Origin of the sequence: uncultured Aquitalea sp. (assembly GCF_945957525.1) — a bacterium.
Classification (GTDB): Bacteria; Pseudomonadota; Gammaproteobacteria; order Burkholderiales; family Chromobacteriaceae; genus Aquitalea.
In genome coordinates, this window is record NZ_CAMFLA010000013.1 from 104890 (window position 1) to 123133 (window position 18244).

The 18244-nt window shown below is 60.8% G+C and carries 16 protein-coding genes and 1 tRNA gene; 9 read left to right on the forward strand and 8 right to left on the reverse strand.

Translation table 11 applies throughout. The annotated features are described in order from the left end of the window. Positions 1-3 precede the first annotated feature (3 nt). The 7 genes from Q0P52_RS13485 to Q0P52_RS13515 form a co-directional block, all read right to left on the reverse strand. Entirely contained in the window at positions 4-1038 is a 1035-nt protein-coding gene (locus Q0P52_RS13485) for a quinone-dependent dihydroorotate dehydrogenase (RefSeq protein WP_293763194.1), read from the reverse strand. An 85-nt stretch (positions 1039-1123) separates the two neighbouring features. Next, positions 1124-1714 carry a malonic semialdehyde reductase gene (locus Q0P52_RS13490; protein ID WP_293763192.1) on the reverse strand — a complete coding sequence of 197 codons (591 nt, stop codon included), beginning with the start codon at positions 1712-1714 and terminating at the stop codon, positions 1124-1126. Positions 1715-1753: 39 nt separating this feature from the next. Continuing rightward, positions 1754-2578 carry a flagellar motor protein MotD gene (gene motD, locus Q0P52_RS13495; RefSeq protein WP_293763190.1) on the reverse strand — a complete coding sequence of 275 codons (825 nt, stop codon included), beginning with the start codon at positions 2576-2578 and terminating at the stop codon, positions 1754-1756. Between the two features lie 28 nt (positions 2579-2606). After that, positions 2607-3545 (reverse strand): S49 family peptidase, encoded by a 939-nt coding sequence (locus Q0P52_RS13500; protein ID WP_293763188.1) that lies wholly within the window; start codon positions 3543-3545, stop codon positions 2607-2609. A 42-nt stretch (positions 3546-3587) separates the two neighbouring features. Then, positions 3588-3950: a Rieske 2Fe-2S domain-containing protein gene (locus Q0P52_RS13505; RefSeq protein ID WP_293763186.1), complete on the reverse strand. Its 363-nt coding sequence runs from the start codon at positions 3948-3950 to the stop codon at positions 3588-3590. Then, positions 3926-4585: an HAD-IA family hydrolase gene (locus Q0P52_RS13510; RefSeq protein ID WP_293763184.1), complete on the reverse strand. Its 660-nt coding sequence runs from the start codon at positions 4583-4585 to the stop codon at positions 3926-3928. The genes Q0P52_RS13505 and Q0P52_RS13510 overlap by 25 nt, the downstream gene beginning before the upstream one ends. After that, a complete protein-coding gene (locus tag Q0P52_RS13515; protein ID WP_293763182.1) occupies positions 4578-5516 on the reverse strand; it encodes an RluA family pseudouridine synthase in 939 nt (312 codons plus the stop codon). Before Q0P52_RS13515 ends, Q0P52_RS13510 begins: the two co-directional genes overlap by 8 nt. A gap of 520 nt (positions 5517-6036) precedes the next feature. Between Q0P52_RS13515 and Q0P52_RS13520 the strand changes: the two genes are divergently transcribed. The 6 genes from Q0P52_RS13520 (at position 6037) to Q0P52_RS13545 (ending at position 13688) form a co-directional block, all read left to right on the forward strand. Further along, positions 6037-9048, forward strand: a complete 3012-nt coding sequence (locus Q0P52_RS13520) for an Rne/Rng family ribonuclease (RefSeq protein ID WP_293763180.1) — start codon at positions 6037-6039, stop codon at positions 9046-9048. Between the two features lie 84 nt (positions 9049-9132). After that, a tRNA-Asn gene (locus Q0P52_RS13525) sits at positions 9133-9208 on the forward strand. Between the two features lie 80 nt (positions 9209-9288). Next, on the forward strand, positions 9289-9627 hold the full coding sequence (locus Q0P52_RS13530; protein WP_293813721.1) for a zinc ribbon domain-containing protein YjdM: 339 nt from the start codon (positions 9289-9291) through the stop codon (positions 9625-9627). A 268-nt stretch (positions 9628-9895) separates the two neighbouring features. Further along, the gene (locus tag Q0P52_RS13535; protein WP_293763176.1) at positions 9896-11515 is read left to right on the forward strand and encodes a methyl-accepting chemotaxis protein; all 1620 of its coding nucleotides are present in this window, start codon (positions 9896-9898) and stop codon (positions 11513-11515) included. 377 nt (positions 11516-11892) lie between these two features. Further along, the gene (locus Q0P52_RS13540; protein WP_293763175.1) at positions 11893-12963 is read left to right on the forward strand and encodes a type II asparaginase; all 1071 of its coding nucleotides are present in this window, start codon (positions 11893-11895) and stop codon (positions 12961-12963) included. A gap of 161 nt (positions 12964-13124) precedes the next feature. Next, the gene (locus Q0P52_RS13545; protein ID WP_293763173.1) at positions 13125-13688 is read left to right on the forward strand and encodes a hypothetical protein; all 564 of its coding nucleotides are present in this window, start codon (positions 13125-13127) and stop codon (positions 13686-13688) included. A gap of 51 nt (positions 13689-13739) precedes the next feature. Here Q0P52_RS13545 and Q0P52_RS13550 read toward each other — a convergent pair whose 3' ends face one another. Then, positions 13740-14210 (reverse strand): MarR family transcriptional regulator, encoded by a 471-nt coding sequence (locus tag Q0P52_RS13550; protein ID WP_293763171.1) that lies wholly within the window; start codon positions 14208-14210, stop codon positions 13740-13742. Between the two features lie 128 nt (positions 14211-14338). Between Q0P52_RS13550 and Q0P52_RS13555 the strand changes: the two genes are divergently transcribed. The 3 genes from Q0P52_RS13555 to Q0P52_RS13565 all read left to right on the forward strand — a co-directional run bounded on the left by Q0P52_RS13555 (position 14339) and on the right by Q0P52_RS13565 (position 18214). Then, a complete protein-coding gene (locus tag Q0P52_RS13555) occupies positions 14339-15679 on the forward strand; it encodes a ferric reductase-like transmembrane domain-containing protein (RefSeq protein WP_293763168.1) in 1341 nt (446 codons plus the stop codon). Between the two features lie 143 nt (positions 15680-15822). Beyond that, on the forward strand, positions 15823-16149 hold the full coding sequence (locus Q0P52_RS13560) for a DUF3861 domain-containing protein (RefSeq protein ID WP_293763166.1): 327 nt from the start codon (positions 15823-15825) through the stop codon (positions 16147-16149). A gap of 169 nt (positions 16150-16318) precedes the next feature. Next, positions 16319-18214, forward strand: a complete 1896-nt coding sequence (locus tag Q0P52_RS13565; RefSeq protein WP_293763163.1) for a M14 family metallopeptidase — start codon at positions 16319-16321, stop codon at positions 18212-18214. Positions 18215-18244 lie beyond the last annotated feature (30 nt).

The following is an 18244-nucleotide window of genomic DNA, read 5'->3' on the forward strand; positions in this document are numbered from 1 at the left end:
TATTTACTGTCTACGCGCCAGTTCTTCGGCCACGGCGCGGGTGCACTCGGATACCAGTTGCGGGCCGCGATAGATCAGGCCGCTGTATACCTGTACCAGCGAAGCGCCGGCTTGCAGCTTCTCTACGGCGTCCTTGCCGGCGAGAATGCCGCCCACCCCTATGATAGGGAGACTGCCGTCGAGTTCACGCGCCAATTTGCGAATAAGTGTTGTAGCCCGCTCGCGCACGGGGGCGCCGGAGAGGCCGCCGGCTTCGTCCTGCAGCGGGTGGCCGGCGATTTCCGCGCGCGACAGCGTGGTATTGGTGGCGATGACGCCGTCGATCTTGTGCTCGGTCAACAGGCGGGCGATCTCGACGATCTGCTCGTCGTCGAGATCGGGCGCAATTTTCACTGCCAGCGGCACGTAGCGGCCATGCTGGTCGGCCAGCGCCTGTTGGCGGGTTTTCAGTTGCGACAGCAGGCGGGCCAGTTCGTCGCCTTGCTGCAGCTGTCGCAGGTTTTTGGTGTTGGGCGAGGAGATGTTTACCGTCACGTAGCTGGCGTAGGCGTATACCTTGTCCAGGCAGATCAGGTAGTCATCCACGGCATTTTCGATGGGCGTGACGGCGTTCTTGCCGATGTTGATGCCCAGCACGCCCTTGAAGCGGCAGCGGCGCACATTGTCCAGCAGCACATCCACACCGAGATTGTTGAAACCCATGCGGTTGATGATGCCCTGATGCTCGGGTACGCGGAACAGGCGGGGTTTGGGATTGCCGTCTTGCGGCCGCGGAGTAATGGTGCCGATTTCGATGAAGCCGAAGCCAAGCGCCGCCAGTGCGTCAATGTGCTCGCCGTTTTTGTCGAGGCCGGCGGCCAGGCCTACCGCATTGGGGAAGGTTAACCCCATGGCCTCCACCGGGCGGCGCGTGGGCGCGTCTACGGCCAGGCTGGTCAGGTGCAGGCTGTAGGCCTTGTCCAGCATGGACAAGGTGTGTTCGTGCGCGGTTTCTGCGTCCATACGGAACAGCAGGGGGCGCAGAAGCGGGTAAAGCATGGCGCGTCTCCAAAATGACATTGCCCGGCATTATAACCGGGCAATGAGGTTGGCCGAAGCGCCATCGGGCTGGCGTCAGGAGGCGTCAGAGGATGCTGCAGGCCTCGTCAAAGCCGAAGCGCGGCGAGCGCGCGTGCAGTTTGCCGGCCTCGCCGTAACCCAGATTGACCAGGAAATTGGCCTTGAAACGGCCGTCGGGGAAGAATTCCTGTTCCAGTCCGGCGGCATCGAAACCGGACATTGGGCCGCAATCCAGCCCCAGCGAGCGCGCAGCCAGCATCAGGTAGGCGCCTTGCAGGCTGCTGTTGCGGAATGCGGTGGCGTCTATGACGGGCTGATTGCCTTCGAACCAGCTTTTAGCGTCGGCGTGGGGGTAGAGCGCGGGCAGGTGCTCGTAGAAACGCTGGTCTTGCGCCACGATCACGCAGACCGGCGCAGCCATGGTTTTTTCGATGTTGCCCTCCATCAGGAAGGGCTTGAGCCGGGCCTTGGCTTCGGCCGACTTGATGAAGACAAAGCGCGCCGGCGAGCAGTTGGCGCTGGTCGGACACAGTTTGAGCAAGTCGTACAGCTGGCGCATCAGCTCGTCGCTCACCGGGCGGTTTTGCCAGTGGCTGTGAGTGCGGGCGTTATGAAACAGCTGTTCCAGCGCGGTGCTGGCGATTGGCGTAGACATGGTGTTTCCTCCGGAGTCGGCGTCTGGCGCCGGTCTTGATTATGGTTTCGCCGCCGCGGCAGGCGCTGGGGCGGGGGTGGTGCTTGGCTGGGATGGCATGACCTCTGCTTCATTCTGGTCTTCGGCCAACACGGTGACCGACACGCGCCGATTGGTGGCGCGTCCTTCCGGAATGGCGTTGTCGGCTATCGGCAGGTTTTCGCCGCGGCCCACTGCCACCAGCCGGTCGGCCTTGATGCCGTTTTCCTGAAACAGGCGCACCACGCTGCCGGCACGCGCCGCGGACAATTCCCAGTTGGACGGGAAGACCGGATTGCGGATAGGCACGTTGTCGGTGAAACCTTCCACCCGGATGGGATTATCCACCTTGGCCAGCAGGGCGGCCATGCCGGCCATGATGCGGGTGGATTGCTCATTGGGCTGGGCCTGGCCGACGGGGAAGAGGGCGCTGTCGCGAATATCGATGGTGATGCCCTTGGGGCTTTGGGTGATCTTTACCTGTCCGCCTTTCACCAGAGGGTCCATCACCTTGGACAGATCCTCGGCCAGCGAGCCCAGTTTGGGATTGGGCTGGATGCTGTGATCCCCTTTCACCGCCTTGGCGATGGGCTTGGTTTCCGGGATCTCGATCATGGTGTTGGCCCCGCCGGTGGGAGGGGTGGTCTGGATATTGACGGTTGAGCCGCTGCGGAAAGCATCTAGGATGGCGGAGGACAGTACGCGGTATTTCCCCTCGTTGACAGAGGAAATGGCGTACATCACCACAAAGAAGGCAAACAGCAAGGTAATGAAGTCGGCGTAGGAAACCAGCCAGCGTTCATGGTTCTCGTGTTCTTCTTCCTGTCTGCGTCTTCTGCGCGCCATCGCTTATGCTCCCCGGCAAGGATTCGTGTCAGAACCAGCGCGTATTGAACAGGGTTTTCACGCCGCCGGCAAACTCCACGCCGATCTTGCGCGCCACACGGCTGGACAAGTCGTCCTGCTGAGTGAAATCCACGGTTTTCTCCACCTTGATGATGTCGCGCGCCACCGAGCGCGTGTTGCCGATACCATCGGCAATGCCTAGCGGTATGCTGCGGTCGCCCAGCCACACCATGCCGGAGAAGAGTTCCGGGTCGTTCTTCAGCCTATTGCCGCGGCCGTCTTTCACCGCCTTGATGAATTGCTGGTGGATGTCGTCCAGCAGTTGCTGGCGAATGGCTTCCTGTTTCGGATTGGTGGGCGAGAAGGGGTCGCCCATCGCCTTGTTTTCGCCGGCGGTTTTCAGACGGCGCTCAACGCCCAGCTTTTCCATCAGGCCGGTAAAGCCGAAGCCGTCGGACAGTACGCCGATGGAGCCGACGATGCTGGCCTTGTCGACGAAAATCTTGTCGGCGGCCGAGGCGATGTAGTAGCAGCCTGAGGCGCAGACTTCATCCACCACGACATAAACCGGTATGGCCGGGTGCAGCTTTTTCAGGCGGCGGATTTCATCATAGGCCATGCCCGACAGCACCGGGCTGCCGCCGGGGCTGTTGGCTTCGATAATGATGCCTTTGGTGGCGCGGCTGGCGTAGGCGTCCTCCAGCCCGGCGATCAGCTTGTCCGCCGTGTTGTTCTCGCTGTCGATCACGCCATCCAGCGCAATGACTGCGGTATGGCCGCCACCGGTAAGCGCTTCGGCGGCGTCGTCATCCTTCTTGAGGAAAAGCATGGCGACGATGAAACCGATCAGGCCCAGCCAGACCAGGCGGAAGAAAATCTTCCAGCGGCGCGCGCGACGTTGCTCCACCAGTGCGGCCATGGCCAGTTTCTCCACCAGTTGTCGTTCCCAGTTCGGGTTGTCGTTCATGCTGTCGTTCCTTTTTTGCCGATGCCGGCAGTCTAGCAAAGATCATTCTTCGATGACATTCAGCCAGACCTGCCCGTCCTCCTCATGCACCGGCAGTGAAACCAGCTTTTGGCCGCGGCAGGGGCCGCCGGCGCAAACGCCGTTGTCCGGGCGATAGATGGCGCCGTGCATGCTGCACACCAGATACTGGCCGCTGATGTCGAAAACATTGCCGTCTTGCTGCCAGTCCAGTTCCACCGGGATGTGGCGGCAAGCGTTGAGATAGGCGTACACGCGCCCTTGGTAGCGCAACGCCAGCGCGGCTTGCGTTTGGCCTTGGCTATTGGTGACGTCAAAGCGGAAGGCTCGATGACCGTCCACAAGGTTGGCCGAAGGGCAGATCAGTCGACGAGCGGCAGCAGCCATGCCATGAATTCCGCAAAATCGCCAGCGATGATGCGAGCGCCAAAGCCAGCCAGCGCGTCGGGGTGATGAGCGCCGTAAGCGACGCCGGCGGCGTGGGTGCCGGCGTTTTGCGCCATTTGCAGGTCATGCGTGGTGTCGCCCACCATCAGCGTGCGCGCAGTTTGCACGCCCAGCTGGTCGGTCAGCTCCAGCAACATGGCCGGGTGCGGTTTGGAGTGGCACTCATCCACGGTGCGGGTGGCGTCGAACAGCGGGCCCAGGCCGGTCTCGCCCAGCAAGCGATTGAGGCCGACCCGACTGTTGCCGGTGGCGACGGCGAGAAAAAGCCCGCGCTGCTGCAGCGCGCCAAGGCCCTCGCGCACGCCGTCGAACAAGGCGACACCATCGTCGTTGCTGCGGTAATGACGGATAAAAGCCTGCGTCAGCGCCTGATGCTGTTGGGCGTCGAGGCCGGGGCAGGCCATGTGCAAGGCTTGATCCAGCTTCAGGCCTATCACATGACTGGCGCTTTTGCGATCCGGCACCGGCAGCGCCAGCTCGCGGCAGGCGTTCTGGATAGAGTTGACGATATGGGCGGTGGAATCCATCAGGGTGCCGTCCCAGTCGAAAACGATGAGGTCGTATGCTCTAGCCATGAGGTCTCAGTGTCGCCAGGAAACGTTCCAGCTCGGCGGGCAGCGGCGCTTCCAGCTTGAGCGGGTCGCCGGTGAGTGGGTGGGGCAGGGTGAGGCTGCGCGCGTGCAGGAACATGCGCTTGAGGCCGCGGCGGGCCAGTTCCTTGTTGAGCGCGAAGTCGCCGTATTTCTCGTCGCCGGCAATGGCGTGGCCGCTGGCCTGCATGTGCACCCGAATCTGATGAGTGCGGCCGGTTTTGAGGCGGGCCTCCACCAGGGTGAACGCTTCAAAACGCTCCACCACGGTAAAAATGGTGTGGGCTGATTGCCCGTCGCCATCAGCCACCTTGACGCGGCGTTCGCCTTCCGGCGTGTGAAACTTGAACAGCGGCAACTTGACGGCTTTGCCTGCGCCTTGCCACTGGCCGATGCCCAGCGCCAGATAACGCTTGTCCGGCACATTGTCGCGCATCATGTCATGCAGTTTCACCAGGGCGGAGCGTTTTTTCGCCAGCATCAGCAAGCCGGAAGTTTCACGGTCAAGACGATGCACCAGCTCCAGATATTTCCAGTCCGGATGCGCCTGGCGCAGTTGCTCGATCACGCCGAAAGACACCCCGCTGCCGCCATGCACGGCAACGCCGGCCGGTTTGTCGATCACCAGCATGGCGTTGTCTTCATACACTACGGGGAAGCTGCCCGGCGGCACGGCGGAGGGCGCGCGCTCCGCGATGCGGATCGGAGGAATGCGCAGCTCATCCTCCGCCTGCAGGCGGTAAGACGCGTCGACGCGCCCCTTGTTAACACGCACTTCGCCGGAGCGCAGGATGCGGTAAACGTGGCTTTTGGGCACGCCTTTGAGAATGCGCACCAGATAGTTGTCGATGCGTTGGCCGGCGTCGGCCTCGTCCACCTTGAGGAAGGAGACGGAATCTTTGCGAATGTCAGTCATATTGCTTATACTTCTGGCGCTCCGTCGCATATTTCAGTGCGATGACAGCGCACCGGCAAGCCAAGGTCGCGGGCAGTCTGTCCGTGATGCCGCTGCGGGATAAACGAAACGGCCGGCAGGATGTCGCATCCTGACCTGATGCCCTTCGTCACCGGCCGCAGCCAAGGTTAACTCGCTCACCAAAAAGCAGCGATGGTAATGCATTTATACGCATAACGCACTCACGAGTATTCCATTTCCTGATGCAAAGCCAGTCAGGGAATATCGCAGCGAAGTTTGACCCGGCACGTTTGCCCCACAGTTTTTTCAGGTTGCCCTTACATGGCGGCCTGAAGGTTTTCCGGAGCGCCAAGGCGCCCGATGCACGGGCACGTGTGAGCACAATCAGGAAGTCGGCTTGATAATTCGGTTTTATCGCGCTCTTTAGATCCATACTTCTTTCGGAAAGCGCCCATCAATAGTCTCTGGGCCGTCAAATACTGGCTGCGCCCTTGCGTGAGTGCCGCGCAGGGAACGTTACATGAAACGCATGTTGTTCAACGCGACGCAAGCTGAAGAGCTGCGCGTCGCCATCGTCGATGGGCAAAAGCTTGTCGACCTCGATATCGAGACCGTTGGCAAGGAACAGCGCAAGGGCAATATCTACAAGGGCATCATCACTCGCATTGAGCCCTCGCTGGAAGCCTGCTTTGTCGATTACGGCACCGAGCGCCACGGTTTTCTTCCGTTCAAGGAAGTTTCCCGCTCCTATTTCCAGGGCTATGAAGGTGGCCGTCCGCGCATCCAGGACGTGCTGCGCGAAGGCATGGAAGTCATCGTGCAGGTGGAAAAAGACGAACGTGGCAACAAGGGCGCGGCGTTGACTACCTACATCAGCCTAGCCGGTCGCTATCTGGTCTTGATGCCCAATAACCCGCGTGGCGGCGGCGTGTCCCGTCGCATCGAGGGCGAAGAGCGTCAGGAACTGAAAGACCTGCTCTCCCAGTTGGAAGTACCGAACGGCATGAGCCTGATCGCTCGCACCGCCGGTATTGGCCGCAGTCTGGAAGAGCTGCAGTGGGACATGGGCTATCTGATGCAGCTGTGGCGCGCCATTGAAGGCGCTGCCGGCGCACAGAACGCGCCTTTCTTGATCCTGCAGGAAGGCAGCCTGGTGATTCGCGCCATTCGCGACTACTACCACCCGGACATCGGCGAGATCCTCATCGATACCGATGAAATCTACGAACAGGCCCGTCAGTTCATGAGCCACGTGATGCCCAATATGGTGCATCGCGTGAAGCTCTACAAAGACCACGTACCGCTGTTCTCCCGTTTCCAGATCGAACACCAGATCGAAACCGCTTTCTCGCGCAGCGTGCAGCTGCCGTCCGGCGGCGCGATCGTCATTGATCACACCGAAGCGCTGGTTTCCATCGACGTCAACTCCGCCCGTTCCACCAAGGGCGCGGACATCGAAGAAACCGCATTGCGCACCAACGTTGAAGCGGCTGAGGAAATTGCCCGTCAGTTGCGTCTGCGCGACTTGGGCGGTTTGATCGTGATCGACTTCATCGACATGGAAAACCCGAAGAACCAGCGCGAGGTCGAAAACAAGCTGCGCGACGTGCTCAAGCACGACCGCGCCCGCGTACAGATGGGCAAGCTGTCCCGCTTCGGCTTGCTGGAGCTGTCCCGTCAGCGCCTGCAACCCAGCCTGGGCGAAACCAGCCACGAACCCTGCCCGCGTTGTCACGGCATCGGCTTCATCCGCGGCACGGAGTCCTCCGCCCTGCACATCCTGCGCATCATTCAGGAAGAGGCAATGAAGGAAAACACCGGCGCGGTGCACGCGCAGGTGCCGGTGGATGTAGCCACCTTCCTGCTGAACGAAAAGCGCGCCGAGATCTACTCGATCGAAGAGCGTCTGGATGTCGGCGTGGTGCTGATTCCCAACATTCATCTGGAAACCCCGCATTACAAGATCGTGCGCGTGCGTCACGACGATCTGGCGGAAATGGGCGACGAGCCGAGCTATCTGCGCGTGGAGGTGCAGGAAGAGGACGTCATCACCAACTTCGGTCAGGAAAAGCCGAAGGTCGAGCGCCAGGAAGCCGCCGTCAAGGGCATCACGCCGCAGCAGCCGGCACCGGTTTCCGCTCAGTCGGAAGCCAAACCGGCTGTGCCGGCTGAATCCGCCGGCTTGCTGTCCCGTATCGGCGCCTGGTTCAAGAGCCTGCTGGCCGAACCGGAAAAGGCCGAAGAGCCGGCTGAGAAGAAAAAGCCCGCCGCCAACCGCGACGGCCAGCGCAACAACCGTGGTCGCAACGGCGATCGCCGTCCGGGCAGCCAGGCGCGTCGCGAGCACAACGAGCGTCGTCACCCGAATGGTGAAGAGGCCGGCAAGCGTAATCCGTCGGAAGCGCGCACCGAGGGCGAGCGTCAAGAGTCTCGCGGCCGCAACCGTCAGGATCGCAACGAGCGCGGCGAACGCAATGCCGAAGTCCGCGCTGAACGCGGCGAACGCCAGGAACGTCAAGAGCGTCAAGAGCGTCAAGAGCGTCAAGAGCGTCCGGAGCGTGGCGAGCAGCAAGGCCGCGAGCGCAGCCGTCGCGAACGCGAACCGCGCGAAGCTCGCGACAATCGCCCGCAGAACGCCGCTGAACTGAATGAGCAGGCTGGCGATCAGCAAGCGCCGCTGCAGGCTGCGGAAAAGGGTGGTCGTCGTCGTCAGAACAATGATCGCAACGAAGCGGAAAAAATCGAGAAGGCCGGCAAGCAACCGCTGAGCGAAGAGCAAAAGCCGCTGTTGGCCGAAGGCGTGACCGAGGCTGCCGAACAGCAGTCCGCCGAGCAGCAAGAGCGTGGTGAGCGCAGCCGTCGTCGTCGCGGTCGTCGCGATCGTCGTCGCGATCAAGTGGAAGGCGGCGAGGAGCAGCAATCCGCTGAGGACAACGCCGAGTCCGGCGTAGCAGCCGCAGCCGGCGTGGCCGCAGCGGCTGTAGCGGCAGTCGCCGTTGCAGAGGCTGCCGCGCCTGCGCCGCAGGCCGAGCCGGTTGCCGAGCAGCCGCTTGTGGTGGAAGAGCCGGCTCCGCAAGTTGAAGCTGTCGACGCTGTGGCTCCGGTTGAGGCGCCTGTCGTGGCGGAAGCCGCAGTAGAAACCGCAGCTGCGGAAGTGGCCGTCGCACCGGCGCAACCGGAAGCGGTAGTGGCTGAAACGGTGGCGGCCGAGCCGGCACCGGTGGTGGTGGAAACCGTGGCAGCCGAGCCGGCGCCGATGGAGCCTGCCCCGGTGGTGGAGGCCGCTGTTGAAGCGCCTGCAGTAGTCGAAACCGTTGTTGTGGCCGAGCAGGTCAAGCCGGTGGAAACCGCCAAGGTAGATGCGCCGCAGGATCTGGGTGGTTTGGTCATGGTGTCCACCAAGCCGGCCAGCCAGCAGGAAGAAGCGCCGCAGCTTGAAGTGGCCGCCGGCCCGCGTCGTCGCGATGTCGTGAAGGCGGCGGATGCGGAAGCCGCGCCGGTGCAATTGGTGCAGGTGGAAACCCGCTCCTAAGCGCATTGTCAAGCCCTTGATCTTCGGATCAAGGGCTTGACGAGAGGTTGGCGCATCAGTATTATGTCGATCTCTCAAGGCAATTCCCTGATAGCTCAGTCGGTAGAGCGACGGACTGTTAATCCGCAGGTCGCAGGTTCGAGCCCTGCTCGGGGAGCCAACCATTCCAAACCCCAGTCAGCAATGACTGGGGTTTTTGCTTACCGGCCCCGGCTGGCCGTACTGTTTCTGGAGATCGCTATGAGCGCTTTGCCCAAATGTCCGCAGTGTGCGTCCGAGTTCACTTATCAGGATGGCGAAATGCTGATTTGCCCGGAATGCGCGCATGAGTGGCAGCCTGGCGCGGAAGAGGAGACCGCCGGCAAGGCGGAGGTGAAAGACGCCAACGGCAATGTACTGCAGGACGGCGATACGGTGACCGTGATCAAAGATCTCAAGGTCAAGGGCTCTTCGCTGGTGGTAAAGGTTGGCACCAAGGTGAAGAACATCCGCTTGGTGGATGGCGATCACGATATCGATTGCAAAATCGACGGCATTGGCGCGATGCAGCTGAAATCCATGTATGTGAAAAAGGCCTGAGCCTCTGTTGCATAATCTGAAACCCCGGTTGGCCGAAGAGGCTGACCGGGGTTTTTCATGGCCGCCGGTCATCCAATTTGCATGCGATGGCGCGCTAAGTCAGCGCAACCGCCTAAGTGTGTGATGTGGCTGGCTGAATCCCTTGGGCATGATGTATAAAACAGCAAACCGGCTGCAGTCCGCAGACAGTCGCCAGCAGAGCGTCGATGCGGATCCCGCCTTCAGGCAGCCGGACAGCAAAACTACAAGCAAATAAGGGAGTCAGTGGATGACTATCAAGATTCGTATTACGTTGCTGCTGGCCATGGCGCTGCTTGCGCTGGTGGTGCTCAGCGGTGTCGGTTTGTTTCAGTTGAGCGCGGCGCAATCCCGCTTCGAATACATCAGCAGCAATACTTTCCCCAGCCTGAAATCTCTGGAAACCGCGCAAAAGTCGCTGGCGCGGGTTCGTATTGCGCTGCGCAATCACGCCGCGCACGTCAATGCGGAAAAAAAGCAGCTGGATGAGAAAGAGGTGGAGGCGGCGCTGACGGATTTCGATCAGGCGATTGCTTATTACGAGAAGAACCTGGCGGATGAAGACACCGACCGCAAGCTGGTGAAGCAGGACAAGGACGATATGGCGCGCTATCGCGCGGCAATGGGCGAGTTTTTCAATAACTCCCGTTCCAATTACATGTCCGTAGCGAACGCGCAGCTGGACGGCGGCGATCTTTTCCAGTTGGCCGGCAAGCTGGAAGACGACCTGGTCAAGCATGTCGAATACAACTATCAGAGCGCTGGCGAGCTGGTCCGCGCCAATCAGGCGGCTTACAACCAGGCCCGCTGGATTCAGGCCGGCTTGGCCGCAGCGGTGCTGCTTGCCGTAGCGATCGGCGGTTTCATGCTGATCCGCTCCATCGTGGGTTCCTTGTCCGAGATGCAGCACACCATGGAAAAGATCAGCCGCGAGCGAGACTTCTCGGCGCGGGTGCGCAGCAAGGGACAGGATGAAATCGGCCGTACCGCTACAGCGTTCAATAGTCTGGTGGAGGGCGTGCAAACCAGCCTGCGCGAGCTGCGCAGCGGCTCGCAAGAGGTAGTGGCTTCATCCAATGCCATGGCTGACAATGCTCAAGCCATCTACCGCGCGGCAGCCCAGCAAAGCGAATCCTCCTCGGCGGTGGCCGCCACCATCGAACAGATGACGGTGAGCGTTAATCATGTGGCCGAGCGCGCCGACGAAGCGCACGACCTGTCGCGCTCCTCCAGCGAGAAAGCGGAGGCCGGTTCCGCCACCATCAGCCAGACCATCCGCGATATTCGCGAAATATCCCAGGCCATTGGCAGCGCCAGCACCGCCATCAATGGGCTGAATCAGCAGAGCAGCCAGATTGTTTCGGTCGTGCAGGTGATTCGCGATGTGGCCGATCAGACCAATCTGCTGGCGCTGAACGCTGCTATCGAAGCCGCCCGCGCGGGCGAGATGGGGCGCGGCTTTGCCGTGGTGGCGGATGAGGTGCGCAAGTTGGCCGAACGCACCGCCAGCTCCACCAGCGAGATATCCGGCAGCCTGCAGGCCATGCAGCGCGAGGTGGCGGCGGTGGTGGGACAGATGAAGACGGCGGAGGAGGTAGCGCGTACCGGCGTGGCCCGTGCCGACGCCGCCGATCAGGCCATTCAGAGCATAGGCGGTGCGGCGGCCGATACCACACGCGTCGTGATGGATATTTCCAGCGCCATCAAGGAGCAAGGCATGGCCAGCAACAATATCGCCATGCAGGTGGAGCAGATAGCCCAGATGTCCGAGCAGGCCAACGATGCGGCCTCCCGCTCGGCAGCCAGTTCTGACGAGTTGAAGCAGTTGGCCGAAAGGCAAATGCGGATCATCGCGCAATACCAGTTGTAAAACACGGCGTGTCGCTTCGAGCAACCGGGCCTTCTGGCCCGGTTTTGTTTTATGCGACGCCTAGGTGCATTCGGAAAACCGGATGATTGCTGCGCTGCAAATCCGGCAAGCCGAAAGCTTTTATCTGAAGCGACTTGTAATGTTTCTGTAATCAATGGCTTGGCATGCGCCGCTAGTCGGTAAAACTGGCATGAATGCTGCTCAATGGAGGGCGTCGCCCGCGTGCTGGCTTTCTGCCGGCGGACGAGAACAATGCAGAAGAATCCGCGCGACTGACCGGCCAAGGGCATATCAAGAAAAGCCTGAAGGCGGGCGGATCGCGCCATAGCGCTGCTCCGGCAGCCTTGTCCCCCTTGACCTTATCAAAGGATCTAGAGATGAAACTCAAGCTGAAGATGCTCATTGCCTCCACTGCCGTTATGGGCGCTTTCGCCGCACAGCCGGTTCTGGCCGACGCCAAGCCGCATGTGGTGATTCTGGCTACCGGCGGCACTATCGCCGGCACTGGCGCCACCAGCACCACCACCGTGGGCTACACCGCCGCCAAGCTGGGTGTGGACCAGATGATCGCCTCCGTGCCGGAACTGGCCAAAGTGGCCGATGTGCGCGGCGAGCAAGTAGCGCAGATCGCCAGCGAAAGCATGACCAACGAAGTGTGGCTGAAGCTGGCCAAGCGCGTGAATGAAGTGCTGGCGCAGAAAGATGTGGACGGCGTGGTGATTACCCACGGCACCGACACCATTGAGGAAACCGCCTATTTCCTCAATCTGGTAGTGAAAAGCAAGAAGCCGGTTGTCGTGGTGGGCGCCATGCGTCCGGCCACCGCCATCAGCGCCGATGGCCCGATCAACCTCTACAATGCCGTGCTGCTGGCTGGCAGCAAGGACGCCATGGGCAAGGGCGTGATGGTGGCCCTGAACGACCAGATCAACGCCGCGCGCGAAGTGACCAAGACCAACACTTCCACCGCCGATACGTTCAAGTCGCCGGAAATGGGTGTGCTGGGCTATATGCAGGACAACAAGCCGCACTTCTACCGCATGTCCACCCGCAAGAATACTGCTGACAGCGAGTTCGACATCAGCAAGCTGAACAGCCTGCCGCGCGTCGACATTGTCTACGGTTACGCCAATATGGACCGCGTGGCCATGGACGCCGACATCGCCGCCGGCGCGCAAGGCATTGTGCAGGCTGGCGTGGGTGACGGCAGCGTGGCCGCGCAAATGATGCCGGCCTTCCGCGACGCGCGTAAGAAAGGCGTGATCGTGGTGCGCAGCTCCCGCGTAGGCAACGGCATCGTAGCCCGCAACGGTGAAGCCAACGACGACAAGGAAGATCTGGTGGTGAGCGATACCCTCACTGCGCAGAAAGCACGCATTCTGCTGATGCTGGGCCTGACCAAGACCCACGACACCAAAGAACTGCAACGCATGTTCTACACCTACTAACGGGAAGACTCTGACTGGGTCACGTTGTCAGTTGGGCAAACGCCGCTCGCGCCAGGTTGCGAGCGGCGTTTTGCATTGGCGGCTTGAGGAACCTGTGACTGCGCGGCTACTCTAGCGATAGAGTTTTCTCAGCCTGCATTTTATTTTTCACAGGAGTCCCCATGAAAGTTCTTACCGTAGCCGGTTTGGTGCTGGCATTGTTCGGCCTGGCAAGTCAGGCGGCTCCTGTGTCGCAAGAGGTGCCTGCCGTCGTGATTTCAGAGCAAACGGCCCGCGAGGCGCTGGTGACCGCCGTGGATATTGAACGGCGCGAAGTCGCGCTGACTCTGCCTTCCGGCGCGACAGAGCTGGTGACCGTCAGCCCGGAGGTGCGCAATCTGGAGCAATTGAAGGCCGGCGATAAAGTGCTGACCACCGTGCGGCAAAGCTTTGTCATGCGTCTGAAGCCCGGTGGCGGCTACCGGATGACGTCGGAGGGCGGCGGTGTCAGCCAATCTGAAGCTGGTCAGGCGCCGGCCATTGCCGCCGTGGACAAAGTGGATTTCATCGCTGATGTGAAGTCGGTGGACAAAGCCAGCGGCAGAGTGATCGCGCTGGGCGCGAAGGGCAAGGAAGTGACGCTCAACATCACCAATCAGGATGTGCTGGATGTCATGCGGCCGGGCGATCAGCTGGTGGGGCGTTACAGCAAGTCGCTGGCCATTTCCGTCACCCCCAGTCCCTGATTCGGTCCTTGTCCGTTGCCGCAGGGTTGGCCGAAGGGCCGACCCGCGACATCAGCGACTAAGCTTCTCCAGCAGATTTTGCAGTTGGCGCATTTCGTCGCCGTCCAGGCGTTGGCGGAACCACGCCGCTGCGTCCCGCACCGCGGCCGCCATGGCCACCTCGATCAATTCCCTGCCTGCCTCGGTGAGGGCTGCCGGTTTCACTCGCAAATCCTCTGCCTGCTGGGTACGGCTGATCAGGCCGCGCGCTTCCAGCTGCGACAACACCTTGGTCAGCCCGCCGGAGGTAATCACCATTTCCTGCTGAATGTTCGACGGCGTCATGCGATGCGGTGGTGGTGCGTTGCGCAGTGTGGCCAGCAGGTCGAATTCCATTTCGCTCAACGCGCATTTCGCCAGCGTCGGCGCCATAGTGTCCAGCGAAGCGGCTTGCGCCCATTGCAGATGCAGGAACAGCGGCACGGTTTGCTGATCGTGCTCGCTGTCCCACCGGTGCTGCTCCATGCGTGATTTCAGGGCCATGCGGCGGCTTTCTGTTAGGAAAATGTTGCGGAAGGCCCGCAAGATGTTAACGGGTTTTTAGTTATCTTTCTAGAAAGATAATTGGTGATATGCTTCAGTCACAACATATCGGGACGAGGAGCGTCGTCATGAGCAAGATTGCAAAAAGTTTCTGGGGCGGCCTGGCTGGTCTTAGCGTGCTGTGGTTGTTGGTTAACCCGGACGTGTTGGCGGGACAGCCCAATTTCATCGCCTGGCGCAACGTGCTGGTGCAGTACAGCGGCGTGCTGGGCATGGGGGTGATGAGCGTCGCCATGTTGCTGGCAATGCGCCCGCTGTGGCTGGAGCCGAAACTGGGCGGGCTGGATAAAGTGTACCGCCTGCACAAATGGTTGGGCATTGCCGGCCTGATCCTCTCAGTTAGCCACTGGCTGCTGGCCAAGGGCCCCAAATGGCTCAGCCAGCTGGGCTTGTTGCAAGGCGGCAGACCGCGCGGTCCTCGCCCAGCGGCGCTGAACGACGGCAGTCTGCAGGCACTGTTCCAGCAGTTGCGGCATACCGCGGAGAGCATGGGCGAGTGGGCGTTCTACGCCGCCGCCGCGCTGATGGTGCTGGCCTTGATCAAAGCCGTGCCTTATCGCTGGTTCAGCAAGCTGCATCGCGCTCTGCCCGTAGCCTATCTGGTGTTGGCATTTCACTCGGTCGTGCTGCTGCGCTTTGACAACTGGCTCTCGCCGCTGGGGGTAGTGATGACGCTGCTGCTGGCGGGCGGAACGGTTTCCGCCATCTTGTCCCTGCTGGGCAAGCGCGCGGGCAGACCCGCCGCCATGGCCAGTATTTCCGCACTGGACTATCAGCAAAGCCAGCAAGTCCTGACAGTGGAGCTGCAGTTTGAGGGCAACTGGCCGGGGCATAGGGCAGGACAGTTTGCCTTTATCACATTTGACGAAAAGGAAGGCGCTCATCCGTTTACCCTTGCCTCGGCCTGGCGCGGGGATGGCAAGGCGCGTGTCATGATCAAGGCGCTGGGCGACTATACCGCTAGCCTGCCGGCACTGTTGAAGCTGGGAGACGCGGTGAAAGTGGAAGGGCCGTACGGCCGCTTCACCTTTGAAGGCAAGACCCGGCGGCAGATCTGGATCAGCGGCGGCATTGGCGTCACTCCCTTCCTGGCACGCATGCAGGCGCTGGTGGCCGGCGACAAGCCACATCGCGTTGATTTCTTCCATGCCATGCGCGATGCCGACGAAAGCGTGATTGCTCGCTTGCGCAAGACCGCGGCCGGCGCGGGCGTCAAACTGCACCTGTTCAGCCAGGCTCAGGGCCAGCGGCTGGATGCGGCGCAACTCCAGCAGTTGGCGCCTGATTGGCGTGAGGCGGACTTCTGGTTCTGCGGCCCTGCCGGCTTCGGCCAACAGTTGAAGCAAGCGCTGGTGGCGCAAGGTCTGCCGGCAGATCGCTTCCATCAGGAACTCTTCATGATGCGCTGAACTCGGCTAGCAACACGCTGGATGCAGTGCGACAGCATGACGTATCCGGGCGCTGCCTGCGTCGGCGCGCCATGCCTCAACCGCGACACTGGCTTTTGTTAGCCCTTCCAAGCGAGCCGGCCATGACATCAAGGAAACCCACCATGAAACAACATCGTTACCGTATCACAGTAGAACATCTGTCTGATTTGAACGGCGGCCCGTCGCCCTATAACGCGCCGCTGAGTTTCGAAGCGGGCAACCACGACGACCTGTTCCGCATTGTGGAGAAGGTGCGGGGCAGGGGCGATTTCGATGTTGAAACCGCTACAGCTTTTGCCATTGGTCTCAAACTGTTTGGCGAGGTGGTAATGCAAAACCGTCAGCTGCCGCTGTTTGAAGAAATGGGCCCGCAGTTTGGCGCGTTCATGAAAAAGCTGAAGCAGGGCATCAAGGCTGCAGAAGCGGATCAACCGGCGAGTCCGGAGTGAAAACGGGGAGCATGATGTTTGCCGAAGGGATGGTGTTGTTCATCCTGGTTTGAGGGCGAATGATGCTAAAAATACATTTTTGACGGCAATCAACATTCAATAAATTGGTTAATCATGATTTTCTGAATTAAGGCGTAGACTGCCTCCATTTCCTTGCTTGGAGTTGGACATGAGCCGCAATCTGCACCGCCTTACCCTGTTGTCCGCCCTGCTGGTCGCCTGGCCGGCGTTTGCCGAACCCGCAGCGCCGGATTATGTTGATCCCGGCCAGTTCCTGCAGGCGGCGCAACAGCGCGTCTTGCCGCCGGACATTCCCTGGAACGGCAAGAGCGAAGCCTTTGTCGTAGCCAAGGATGACCCCTGGGCCACGCCTTTCGAGGCCTCCGGCCTGACGCACACCCCGCCCTACAACGAAACGCTGGCCTATCTGGAGCGGCTTGCAGCTGCCAGGCCTGATTTGATTCGTCTGACCCCGTTAGCTGAAAAAACCGGCGAGGGACGCGATTTCATGATGGCGGTCGTGTCCACCGTCGCAGACAAAAGCGCGGCAGGTTTGCAGGCTTCCGGCAAACCCACCGTTTACGTACAGGCCGGCATTCACCCGGGAGAAGCCAACGGCAAGGACGCCGGTTTGATGTTGCTGCGCGACATGCTGATTCGCGGCAGTGAGAAAAACCTGCTCGAGAAGGTGAATCTGTTGTTTGTGCCGACCGTCAACATTGATGGCGACATGCGCTACGGCAAATATGGCCGCATCAACCAGAATGGCCCCGAACAGACCGGATGGCGCGTCAACAGCCGCAACCTCAATCTCAATCGCGACTTCACCAAACTGGACAGCCCGGAGATCCGCAATGTGGCGCGGGTGCTGGACCAGTACCAACCCGACTTCTTCATCGACACCCACAGTACCGATGGCGTGGACTACCGTTACGACGTCACCTATTGCAACAACGGCAAGGGCTGGTCTCCCGCCGCCAGCGAATGGATGGACAAGGTGATGACGCCTTATGTCTACCAACAGCTGCGCAACTATGGCCATGAGCCCAATGTGTGCATCTCGATGAACGACAACGAGGACATCAGCAAGGGCTACTACCCTTACTACACCGACCTGGCGCGCTTCTCCAACCAATATGCCGACGTGCGCGGCATCCCGGCTATTCTGGTGGAGTTGCACGCATTGAAACCCTATCGTCAGCAAGTGCTAGGCAACTATGTGCTCTACAAGGCCATTCTGGAAAACGTGGCCGCCAACAGCGCCAGCTTGCGAGCCGCCATTGCCAGCGACCGGTCGGAACGTCCGCGCGATGTCACCCTCACCTGGAAAGAACCTGAAGGCAAGCCGCAAGTGGTGGACTTCAAAGGCCTGAAGTTCGACAAGGTGGCTTCCCCGATTACCGGCGACAAAATCGTCCGCTGGAGCAACCAGCCCAAGGATTACCGCCTGCCCATCACGCCGCTGACCGTGCCGGATCTGGTGGTGACCCGGCCCAAGGCCTATGTGGTGCCCGCACAATGGCACGAAGTGATCGAGCGGCTGAAAGTGCACGGCATCCGTCTGAGCACGCTCGACAAGCCCACCACGATGGAAGTCACCATGTATCGCATGGACGATATTAAGCTGGGGACGCCGTTTGAGCCGGACAGAGAGTCCGCCGACAAGATTCCGGGTTATGAAGGCCGGCTGCTGATCAGCGGCAAACCGGTGGCGCAGCAGCGTAAAGTCACCTATCCCGCAGGCTCGGTAGTGGTTGACCCTAATCAGGCGCTTGGCACGCTGGCCATGGTGCTGCTGGAGCCGGACAGCCCGGACTCTTTCCTGCATTGGGGCTTCTTCAACGCCAACCTGACGTCTGCCGAAGCGCCGGAAGCCTACGTGATGGAACCGATGGCCCGCCGCATGTTAGCCGAAAGCCCGGCGCTGAAACAGGCCTTTGCAGCCAAACTGAAGGCCGAGCCCAAGTTCGCCAAGGACCGCAACGCCCGCCTCAACTGGTTCTATGAGCAAACCCCGTTTGCCGACAGCAACCGCTTCCTGTATCCGGTAGGCATCGTGCGCTGAGACTCAGGACTTTGCCAAAACAAAACCCCG